The following is a 10,291-nucleotide window of genomic DNA, read 5'->3' as shown; positions in this document are numbered from 1 at the left end:
GAGCAGGTGATCGACGCGTTCTTCGACTTCGCTGACGCGATCATCACCGTGCGTAGCCTGATCCGGAAAGCCTGGACCCTCTACCGATGGGACACCCGACCAGCACGCCGCCCATGAAGATCACCTAATTGCGCGGGTTCTAAGTCGCCTAGTTTCCGGTGCTCGTTGTCGTGACCGGTGGGGTCGTCGTTGTGACCGGTGGGGTGGTGGTGGTCGGCGGTGGGGGGTTCGACGTCGTGGGGGGCGGGGGCTGGTTCGGCGGCAGGGTGGGGTCCGTCGGCCGAGGGGAGGGTGTCGTGGTGGTGGTCGTCCGCTTCTTCGTCGTCGTGGTCGTCGTCGAGCTCGAGGACGACGGCGACGAGGATTCGGTCGTGGTGGGGGTCGTCGACAGGAAGGTGCTGCTGCCTTCCGAGGTGGTCGTTGTCTCGACCTGGACCGAGTCCTGGCTGGTCCGCTCCGGCTGGGCCTCCTCGCCCTTGCCGCCGGCCAACATGGCTACCGTCGCGAAGGCGGTCGACACGACCACGCCGGCCACACCCAGCGCGATGTAGGGCGTTCGGCGCAGTACGCTGCCCTCTTCGGCTGGTGGTGCCTCAACCATCCGGTCTTCTGGTCCGAGCATCCCCGAGCCCTCCTACAATCACTGCGCGACCGACCGGTCACAGCGGGGCAAATTATCACCATCACCGAGTGCGATAGCAGACGAGCGGAAATGTCACCGAACGTACGGCTCACGGCGTGGGTCCACGGCCATGTCCAGGGGGTCGGTTTCCGCTGGTGGACCCGCAGTCGCGCGGCCGAGCTCGGCCTTGCGGGGTATGCGAGCAATCTGCGCGACGGTCGCGTCGAGGTGGTCGCCGAGGGAATTCGGGAGGATTGCGACAAACTGCTCGAACTCCTCCGGGGTGGTGGCACGCCAGGACGGGTCGATCTGGTCGTCGAGCGGTGGTCGGAACCCAAGGGAAATGTGACCGGTTTCGTGGAGCGTTGAGGGGCCCTGAACCATTCCGAGCCCGGTCGCGTATGACTGTTGCGTGGGGAACACCCCGGACCAGGAAGACGAGCTCATCCGTGAGCTCTACAGCCGGTACCGCAAACCGCTCTACGGCTACGTGCTGCGCGCGGTCGGCGGTGACCACCAGTACGCCGAGGACGTCGTGCAGGAGACGTTGCTCCGGGCGTGGCGCAATGCCGACACGCTGAATCCGGAGCACGCGGGGCCATGGCTCTACACCGTCGCCCGCAACCTCGTCGTTTCGGGCTATCGGAAACAGAGCGCGCGGGTGGACGAGGTGCCGATCCTGGAACGGGACTGGCCGCGCACGACGGACGACTTCGATCGAGTGCTTCAGGGTTGGCAGGTAGCGGAAGCGATGCGGGCGCTTTCCGCTGATCACCGTGCGGTGATCGGCGAGCTTTTCTATCACCGGCGAACCATCGCCGAGACGGCCAAGATGCTCGGCGTGCCGCCGGGCACCGTGAAGTCGAGATCGTTCTACGCCTTGCGTGCGCTGCGAGATGCCCTGGAGGAGCGGGGGGTGACCGAGCCATGAGCTGTCAGCAAACGATGACACTCGGTGTTTATCTGCTCGGTGCGCTCGACCCGGGAGAGCGCTTCTCGTTCGAGTCGCACCTGTCCTACTGCGAGATCTGCCGCGGCGAGCTGATCCGGCTCGCACCGCTGCCCGGCCTGCTCAACCAGATAACGCCGGACGACTTCGCGGACAACATGCCGCCGACGGACGTCGAGTTCGCCGACGGCGTGATCGCCACGCGGGCCCAGCCCGTCATCGCGCACGCGCCGGTGGCGCGCCAGCTCCCGCCGGTCGCCGACGAGGAGCCGGAGCCGAAGAACAGGCCGAGGAACAAGCCGCGCGGCGGGCCGAAGAGCAAGACGACGCGGAGGCGCTTCTGGCGTGCGATGAGCTCCGTCGCGGCCGTGGTGGTCATCGCGGTCGGCGCGGTCTTCGGCTGGCAGGCGCTGCGGCACGAGCCGCCGCAGGCCGACGAGGGCGTCGTCTGGACGGGCAGTTCCCCGGACGGCTCGGCGTGGATCGAAGCGCGCCTGGTCGAGCGTGACTGGGGCACCGAGATCCAGTCCGAGATCCACGGGTTGCCGCCCAACCGCGAGTGCTACCTCATCGTGTACGACCACTACGGCTACCGCGAGATCGCGGGCTGGTGGGGCACCGACCACGACCCGAACCTGGCGATCCCGGCGAGCACGTCGATCCAGCGCGGCACGATCGAACGGCTGGAGTTCCGGCTCGACGACAAGTCGCTCGCGCTCGCGATCGAAGCGCCGCGCTGAGCTGCGACAACCGCCCACGTCCCGCGATCACTCGGAGCACACGGGTACCCTCGAATGGATTAGCGGCTCGACTGGCTTCCTGAGAGGTCCCCAGACTCGTGCATCTGAAGAGCCTGACGCTCAAGGGCTTCAAGTCGTTCGCGTCCGCGACCACCCTGCGCTTCGAACCGGGCATCACGTGCGTCGTCGGGCCCAACGGCTCCGGCAAGTCCAACGTGCTCGACGCGCTGCGCTGGGTGATGGGCACACAGGGTGCCAAGGACCTGCGCGGCGGCAAGATGGAGGACGTCATCTTCGCCGGCACCTCGGGCCGTGCCCCGCTGGGCCGCGCCGAGGTGAGCCTCACCATCGACAACTCCGACGGCGCCCTGCCGATCGAGTACACCGAGGTCTCGATCACCCGCCGCATGTTCCGCGACGGCGCCAGCGAGTACGAGATCAACGGCAACACCTGCCGGCTGATGGACATCCAGGAGCTGCTTTCCGACTCCGGCATCGGCCGGGAGATGCACGTCATCGTCGGTCAGGGTCAGCTCGCGCAGATCCTGGAGTCCAAGCCGGAGGAGCGGCGCGCGTTCATCGAGGAGGCCGCCGGCGTTCTCAAGCACCGCAAGCGCAAGGAGAAGGCGCTGCGGAAGCTGGACGCGATGCAGGCCAACCTCACGCGTCTCACGGACCTGACCGCGGAGCTGCGCCGTCAGCTCAAGCCGCTCGGCAAGCAGGCCGAGATCGCCCGTAAGGCCCAGTCAGTGCAGGCCGACCTGCGGGACGCCCGGCTGCGCCTGCACGCCGACGACCTGGTCACACAGCGTGCGGAGATCGCCAGGGACCAGGCCGACGAGGCCGCCGCCCGCGCCCGCCGCCACGAGGTCGAACAGCTTCTGGAAGTGGCCGACGCCAAGCAGACGGCGCTGGAGGACCAGCTCGCGGTCGACGCGCCTCGCCTCGCCGCCGCCCAGGACACCTGGTACCGGCTGTCGGCGCTGGAGGAGCGGCTGCGGGGCACAGTCCGGCTCGCCGTCGAGCGGGAGCGGCACCTGTCGGCCGCGGTCGAGACGCAGTCCAGCGGTCCCGACCCCGAGGAGCTGGAGGCCGAGGCCGAGGAGACGGCCATCCGCGAGGCCGAGCTGGGCGAACACGTCGAGGTCGCGCGCGGGATGCTCGGCGACACGGCCGAGCGGCGGGCCGAGCTGGAGCAGCAGGTGGCCGCTGCGGAGAAGGCGCACCTCGCGGCCGTGCGCGCGGTCGCCGACCGGCGCGAGGGCCTGGCCAGGCTCGCCGGCCAGGTCGAGGCACTGCGGAGCAAGACCAACGCGACGGCCGAGGAGATCGAGCGGCTGTCCACCACCCTCGTCGACGCCACCGAGCGGGCCGAGGCCGCGGCCGTCGAGCTGGCCGAGGCGCAGGAGGAGTCCGGCATCGAGGACTCCGGCGACGCCGGCATCGTCGAGCGCGTCGAACGGGCCAAGGAGGCGCAGAAGACCGCGCAGGCCCGTGTCGACGAGCTGGTCCGCGCCGAGCGGACGGCCGAGAAGGACATCGCATCATGGAAGGCCCGCGTCGACGCGCTGTCGATGGGCCTGAACCGCAAGGACGGCGCTGGCGTTCTGCTCGCCGCCGGTGACCGGCTGCCCGGGCTGCTCGGCTCGGTCGCCGCGCTGCTCACCGTCGAGCCGGGCGCCGAGGCCGCGCTGGCCGCCGCGCTGGGCCCGGTCGCGGACGCGGTCGCGGTGGCCACCGGCGACGACGCGGTGGCCGCGCTCGAACTGCTGCGCGGCTCCGACGCGGGCCGCGCGGGCATCGTCGTCGGCGGCTACGGCCACGCCGACCGGGCTGGTTGGCCGATGTTGCCACCGGGTGCCCGCTGGGCCGTCGACCTCGTCCGGGCGCCCGAGTCGCTGCGGCCGGCCGTGGCACAGGCACTCGACCGGGTCGTGGTCGTCGAGTCGCTGCCCATCGCGCGCATGATCGTCGAGGCGCACCCGTCGGTCCGGGCGGTGACCCACCAGGGCGACGTGTTCGGCACGCACTGGGCGGTCGGCGGCACGTCGAGCAAGCAGAGCGTCATCGAGGTCCAGGCCGCCGTCGACGAGGCGAACGAGAAGCTCGCCGCCGCGGAGAACGCGGCAGAGCGGGCCTCCGCGGCACTGGCCGGCGCCCGAGAAGAGCTGAAGGCCCGGCAGATCGACGTGCAGACGGCCGCCGAGGCACGCAACGAGGCCAAGGTGCGCGCCGCCCGGTCGCAGGAGCGGCTGTCCCGGATGCAGCAGGCGGTGCGGACCGCGCAGGCCGAGGCCGAGCGGGTTCAGATGCAGCGCACCAGGGTCGAGCAGAGCCGTGAGGAGGGTCTGGCCAAGCTCGCCGAGCTGGAGGAACGCCTGGCCACCGCCGAGGACGAGACGATCCTGGAGGACGAGCCGGACACCGCCGAGCGCGACGAGGCCACCGCGGAGCTGGCCACCGCCCGTCAGCAGGAGATGGACGCCAGACTCGCCCTGCGTACGGCCGAGGAGCGGCACCGCGCGCTGTACGGCAAGGCCGAGGAGTTGCGCCGGGCCGCGCGTGCCGAACGGGAGGCACGTGAGCGGGCCCTGCGGTCCATGGCCAAGCGCGCCTACGGTGCTGCCGTCGCGCGGGCGGTCGTCGAGAACGGTGAGCTGGCGCTGGAGCGGATCACCCAGTCGCTGCAGGCGGCCGCCCAGGAGCGGGACACCGTGCAGGCCGAGCGGCACGACCGCGAACGCGTCCTGATCGAGGTCCGCAACCGCGTGCGTGAGCTGTCGACCGAGCTGGAGAAGCTGACCGACGCCGTGCACCGCGACGAGGTGCTGCGGGCCGAGCAGCGAATGCGGCTGGAGCAGCTGGAAACACGCATCGCCGAGTCCTTCGGCATCGGCCTGGACGACCTGGTCGCCGAGTACGGCCCTGACGTGCCGGTGCCGCCCTCTCCTGTGGAGATGGCCGAGTACGAGGCGGCCAAGGAGGCCGGCGAGACGGTCAGCGAGCCGCAGCCCATTCCGTACGACCGGACCACGCAGGAACGCCGGGCCAAGCGGGCCGAGCGGGACCTGACGTTGCTGGGCAAGGTCAACCCGCTGGCGCTGGAGGAGTTCGCCGCGCTGGAGGAGCGCTACAAGTTCCTGTCCACGCAGTTGGAGGACCTGAAGGCGACTCGGCGCGACCTGCTGACCGTGGTCAAGGAGGTCGACGACAAGATCCTCGAGGTGTTCACGTCCGCGTACGAGGACGTGGCCCGCGAGTTCGAGACCGTGTTCTCGACGCTGTTCCCCGGCGGCGAGGGCAGGATGATCCTCACCGAGCCGGAGGACATGCTGACCACCGGCGTCGACGTCGAGGCCCGCCCGCCCGGCAAGAAGATCAAGCGGCTGTCGCTGCTCTCCGGTGGCGAGAAGTCGCTGGTCGCCGTGGGCATGCTCGTCGCGATCTTCCGCGCCCGCCCTTCGCCGTTCTACGTCATGGACGAGGTGGAGGCGGCGCTGGACGACGCGAACATGCGCCGGCTGATCGGGCTGCTGCAGGAGCTCCGGCACAACTCGCAGCTGATCATCATCACCCACCAGAAACCGACCATGGACATCGCCGACGCCCTGTACGGCGTGAGCATGCGCGGCGACGGCATCACCCAGGTGATCTCGCAGCGCATGCGCGGCATGGACGAGCCAACCGAACCAACCCCCGCCCCAGCACCCGCCTGAGAGCCGTGAGGGCCTCCTTCCCTAGCGAAGGAGGCCCTCACGTCATCGGGAACCGGGGGTCAAGCGGCGGCCGGGTTCGCGCCAGGTGCCGGGCTCGGGGCCGTGCGGAATGCCAGTGCCGCGGCGGCTGTTGACACGATCGCGAGGAGCAAGCCCACGATCAGGCCGAAGCCCGCACCCGCGTCGACACCGGCGTCGCCGAGGAGGCCGAGGCCCAGACCGCCGTCGTCCGGCAGCGTCAGCCAGCGGATGAGGATGAACACCGTCGCCGCGCCCGCGATCGACAGCCAGATCAGTGGTAGCCGGGCCACCTCCACGCCGAAGTGCGGCATCAGCACCAGCACACCCGCGCCCATCAGCAGCAGCACCGAGAACCACGCGAGGAACCCCGTGTTCCACGCGCTCAGGCTGCCGCCACCAAAACCCTCGAAGTCGATCGAGTACCACGGAAAGAAACTGACGATAAACGCGAGCACTCCGGCGCCGCCGCCTGCCCACTCCAGCGGTGTAACTCGCTTGACATCGAATTCAGCCATCACTTATGGCCCTTCTGCGAAAAGATGGGGGTGGCCAAGTATTGGCTGGTCGGAGCGCGGGTCAGGCCGCGCTGAGGCAACATCGCCCCCAAGGGCGGCGGACGCTGCCCGCAAGGGCAGTAATCCACTCGCGCCGGGCCCGCTCGCGGATAAGGATTCGAAACATGCATGACATTCGAACCGCGAACTCGGCCGATCTCGGGGCTGTGGTCGCGTTGGTCGCGCGGCTCCAGCAGGAGCCGGCGCACCAGATCGGCTTCCACGGCGAGACCGAGGCCGAGGTCGCCGAGGAGTTGGCCGAGCTGTCGCCCGACTGGGTGGGCGGCGCGGTGATCGCCACCGATCGCGGCGGCAGGGTCCGCGGCGTGCTGTCCGTCGAGGTGGAGGGCAAACGCGCCTACCTGTACGGCCCGTTCGTGGACGTCCCGGCCAACCACCCGGCCGCCGGTCAGGTCTGGCAGACCACCGCCGACGCGATGCTCACACACGCCATGAAGCTGCCGAGGCTGGCCGGCGTCGAGGTGCTGGAACTGTTCGGCCACCGGAAGAACCGCCTGCTCTCCGAGTTCGCCACCCGCCATGGTGCGGCCGTGCGCATGACCACCCGCCGCTTCATGCTCACCGCCGCGCCGTTACGCAGCCTGCTCGTCCGCGGCCCCGCCCAGGACGACCGCGTGGCACTGCTGCCGCAGGACCCGCACATCAGGGAAGCCGTGGCGCGCCTGCACGACCGATGTTTCCCCGACGCGGCCACACCCGGCCGACGTCTGGTGGCCAGCGACCGGCACACGGTGGTGGTGCTGATGGGCGAGCGGGGCCTTCTTGGCTTCGCGGCGGGTTATACGCAGGCGGACGAGTACTACGTTGACGTGGTCGGGGTCGACGAGGACGCCCGCTCGTGCGGGGTGGGCAGAACACTGGTGCGGCGGCTGCTCGCCGAACTCGCGCGTGACGGCATCCGTGACCGGGCGGCCGCCATGATCCGGGACGGCAACGACGCCTCGGAGCGCATGTTCACCAAGCTCGGCTTCGAGCTCCACGCCGAGATGGTGAACTACCAGGCGGATCTCACCGCCGGATACCGTTCGGCGGTCTGATCGAGCAACCGGCACGTAGATTCGGGGAATGGCCGGTGGGGTGGGTGCGGCACTACGGGTTGGTGAGTTTCGGTATCTGTGGTTCGCCGAGCTGGCGTCCATAGCGGGGGACCAGTTGGCGAGGGTCGCCCTCGCGGTGCTCGTGTACGGGCGCACCGGCTCCGCGGTCTGGGCAGCGGTGACGTACGCGCTGACGTTCCTGCCCGCCCTGTTCGGCGGTGTGCTGTTGTCCTGGCTGGCCGACCGGTTCCGCCGCCGCGAGGTCATGGTCACCGCCGACCTCCTGCGTGCCGTGCTGGTGGCGATCATGGCGGTGCCCGGCCTGCCTCTGTGGGCGGTGTGCGCGTTGCTGGTCGTCGTGGTGTTGCTCGGTTCCCCGTTCACCGCGGCGCAGGGCGCGTTGCTGCCCGACGTACTCCCCGGTGACCTCTACGAGCGAGGGCTGGCCGTCCGCCAGATCACGAGCCAGAGCGCGCAACTCGTCGGGTTCGCCGGCGGCGGGGTGCTCGTCGCGGTGCTGACTCCGCCGTGGGCCTTGCTGGCGAACGCGTCGACGTTCGTGTTGTCCGCTGTGCTGATCCGGTACGGGTTGGCCGACCGGCCACCGCCGAGCGCCGGGCACACCAACACGAGTGCCGGCACGGCCGCCGCACTCGCCGCGATCGCAGGCGATCCCCGGCGGCGGGCGTTGATACTGCTTGCCTGGCTGGTCGGCTGGTACGTCGTGCCAGAGGGACTGGCGGCGCCGTACGCGGACCAGCTCGGGCTCGGCGCGGCGGCGGTCGGGGTGCTCATGGCGGCCGACCCGCTCGGCAGCGTGCTCGGCGCGTGGCTGTTCACCCGGTTCGTGCCGAGCCGGACCAGAAGCCGACTGACCGGCGTGCTCGCGGTCGCCGCCGGTGTCCCGTTGATGCTGACCCTGTTCCGCCCCGGGTTGGCGGTCACCGTTGTGCTGTGGGGCCTTTCCGGCGCGTTCAGTACCGCCTACCTGCTCCAGACCCAGGCCGACTTCGTCCGGGCCACGCCGGAGGCGGACCGGGGACGCGGTGTCGGCGTTGCCTCGTCCGGGATCGTCGCCGGGCAGGGGATCGCCGTGCTCGTTGGCGGCGCGTTGGCCGACCTGTGGGACCCGGCGACCGCGGTGGCGATCGCCGGCTGCGCGGGCGCCGTGCTCGCGGCGGCCGGTGCCGTGGCCTGGCACAGAGCCACGGCACCGGCCTGAGATCACCAGTTCTTGTTGCGCACGGCGTCCTCCTTTCTCCGTAACGGGTATTCCGACATATAGACGGGTGCGGCCGGTACCGGTCCCGTGGTAGGGGTAGGTTTGCCCCCCATGACGTTCGACCTTGACGACGAGGACTACGACGACGGCAACCTGGCCGAGGCGCTCGGCCTGCCGGAACGGCTGGCGCCGCTGTGGCTGCCGCCGCCGTCGGAACTGGCCGCCGCGGCACGGGAAAGCGCCTTGCTGCGTCGGGTCGGCGAGTTGGTCGCGTGGATGGGGGAGCGACGCCCGATCAACGAGCTCGGTGAGCTCACCGATGACGACGTGGACGAGGTGGTGGCACACCTCGGTGCCGGCGACGTCATCGATGTCATGCGGTACTGGGAGGTGGCGGTCGCCGTCGACCTGGTCGTCGTGTCGGACGCGGACGGCGAGGCAACCACGAACCCGGACCTGTGGCCGACCGGTGACGACAACGAGGACCTGGGGACCTGGGGCGCCGTGTACCGGCAGACGCTCATGAGCCTGGGCATCGACGCCGAACTCGCCGACGAGAACGATCTGCGGTTCGAGGACATGGGCGCGCTCATGCTGCCACTGTTCCTGGCACGCAGCCTCGGTGTGCCGGTCGTGGAACTGCGTGAGGCGGCCCGCGAGATGTTGACCGAGGAGCTCGAGGACTCCCTGCCGTGGGACACGTGGCTGGCGCAGTACGGCGAACCCGTCGACGAACTGCTGGCCCGCCTCGTCGAACACGGCGCCGTCGAGATCGACGACGGCACGGTCCGCCTGACACCGCTGGGCATGCTGGCCACCCACGAGGATCTCGTCGATGCCGGTATCGACATCCCGCTGCTGCCGGAACCCGAGCAGCTGACCACCGCCGACCTCCTCACCACGATCCACGGTCTGACTCCCGAGGAGCTGACCGAGGTCACCGACCGGTGGCTGGCCGCCCAGGGCGACGAGAAGGCCGTGACGGAGCTGTCGTCGGCCGCGGCCGACGCCGACCCGGCCGGTCGCTTGTTGGCGATCGGCATGCTGGGAGGCCTACCGAACGTCCCGTGGTCGACGATGGCCACCAACCCGGTGCTGCGACCATACGCACTGGCGGCGCTCGAACAGGACCGCGAGCCGGCTGACGTGGCCTGGGTGATGCTGGACCTACTGGCGTCGACGGAGAACGCCCTGGGCGAACTGGACCCCGACGCGGTCGAGCCGACGCTGGAGCCGATCCTCCAGGAGGGCCGGCACGAGGAGGTCATGGCGGAGGCGTGGCGCCTGCCCCACCCGTCGACCTACGAGGTACTGAGCTTCATCGGGAAGCACCACCCGGACAAGAACCTGGCGAAAGCAGCCCGCACGGCCGCACACAAGGCCCAGTCGGCCATGGCTGGTCAGTGACC

The 10,291-nt window shown here is 70.1% G+C and carries 9 protein-coding genes and 1 pseudogene; 9 read left to right on the top strand and 1 reads right to left on the bottom strand.

Annotation, left to right across the window (positions count from 1 at the left end; all coding sequences use genetic code 11):
• The 6 genes and pseudogenes from VF106_RS35510 to smc form a co-directional block, all read left to right on the top strand.
• Positions 1-117 (top strand): annotated as a pseudogene (locus VF106_RS35510) (IS5/IS1182 family transposase); the annotation flags it as partial.
• Between the two features lie 41 nt (positions 118-158).
• Positions 159-551, top strand: a complete 393-nt coding sequence (locus VF106_RS35505) for a hypothetical protein (RefSeq protein WP_330844320.1) — start codon at positions 159-161, stop codon at positions 549-551.
• A gap of 161 nt (positions 552-712) precedes the next feature.
• Positions 713-991 carry an acylphosphatase gene (locus VF106_RS35500; protein ID WP_330844319.1) on the top strand — a complete coding sequence of 93 codons (279 nt, stop codon included), beginning with the start codon at positions 713-715 and terminating at the stop codon, positions 989-991.
• A gap of 43 nt (positions 992-1,034) precedes the next feature.
• Positions 1,035-1,553: a sigma-70 family RNA polymerase sigma factor gene (locus tag VF106_RS35495; RefSeq protein WP_330844318.1), complete on the top strand. Its 519-nt coding sequence runs from the start codon at positions 1,035-1,037 to the stop codon at positions 1,551-1,553.
• Positions 1,550-2,311 carry a zf-HC2 domain-containing protein gene (locus tag VF106_RS35490; RefSeq protein WP_330844317.1) on the top strand — a complete coding sequence of 254 codons (762 nt, stop codon included), beginning with the start codon at positions 1,550-1,552 and terminating at the stop codon, positions 2,309-2,311. The genes VF106_RS35495 and VF106_RS35490 overlap by 4 nt, the downstream gene beginning before the upstream one ends.
• A 98-nt stretch (positions 2,312-2,409) precedes the next feature.
• Positions 2,410-6,027, top strand: a complete 3,618-nt coding sequence (gene smc / locus VF106_RS35485) for a chromosome segregation protein SMC (RefSeq protein ID WP_330844316.1) — start codon at positions 2,410-2,412, stop codon at positions 6,025-6,027.
• Between the two features lie 59 nt (positions 6,028-6,086).
• Here smc and VF106_RS35480 read toward each other — a convergent pair whose 3' ends face one another.
• A complete protein-coding gene (locus tag VF106_RS35480) occupies positions 6,087-6,563 on the bottom strand; it encodes a hypothetical protein (RefSeq protein WP_330844315.1) in 477 nt (158 codons plus the stop codon).
• Between the two features lie 164 nt (positions 6,564-6,727).
• Here VF106_RS35480 and VF106_RS35475 point away from each other — a divergent pair, with 164 nt between their 5' ends.
• From VF106_RS35475 to VF106_RS35465, 3 genes are all read left to right on the top strand, one after another.
• Positions 6,728-7,660: a GNAT family N-acetyltransferase gene (locus VF106_RS35475; protein ID WP_330844314.1), complete on the top strand. Its 933-nt coding sequence runs from the start codon at positions 6,728-6,730 to the stop codon at positions 7,658-7,660.
• Between the two features lie 28 nt (positions 7,661-7,688).
• Complete coding sequence (locus VF106_RS35470; protein WP_330844313.1) at positions 7,689-8,882, top strand: MFS transporter; 1,194 nt, start codon at positions 7,689-7,691, stop codon at positions 8,880-8,882.
• A 111-nt stretch (positions 8,883-8,993) separates the two neighbouring features.
• Complete coding sequence (locus tag VF106_RS35465) at positions 8,994-10,289, top strand: hypothetical protein (RefSeq protein WP_330844312.1); 1,296 nt, start codon at positions 8,994-8,996, stop codon at positions 10,287-10,289.
• Positions 10,290-10,291 lie beyond the last annotated feature (2 nt).

The organism is Actinophytocola sp., assembly GCF_036378875.1.
Lineage (GTDB): Bacteria > Actinomycetota > Actinomycetes > Mycobacteriales > Pseudonocardiaceae > Actinophytocola.
The sequence above is the reverse complement of the archived record's forward strand: the minus strand, read 5'-3'. Positions and strand labels throughout refer to the sequence as shown.

Coding starts and splice junctions, on each gene's coding strand:
- VF106_RS35500 (WP_330844319.1), top strand. CDS start 713: ATGTCACCGAACGTACGGCTCACGGCGTGGGTCCACGGCCATGTCCAG.
- VF106_RS35490 (WP_330844317.1), top strand. CDS start 1,550: ATGAGCTGTCAGCAAACGATGACACTCGGTGTTTATCTGCTCGGTGCG.
- VF106_RS35480 (WP_330844315.1), bottom strand. CDS start 6,563: ATGGCTGAATTCGATGTCAAGCGAGTTACACCGCTGGAGTGGGCAGGC.
- VF106_RS35475 (WP_330844314.1), top strand. CDS start 6,728: ATGCATGACATTCGAACCGCGAACTCGGCCGATCTCGGGGCTGTGGTC.
- VF106_RS35470 (WP_330844313.1), top strand. CDS start 7,689: ATGGCCGGTGGGGTGGGTGCGGCACTACGGGTTGGTGAGTTTCGGTAT.
- VF106_RS35465 (WP_330844312.1), top strand. CDS start 8,994: ATGACGTTCGACCTTGACGACGAGGACTACGACGACGGCAACCTGGCC.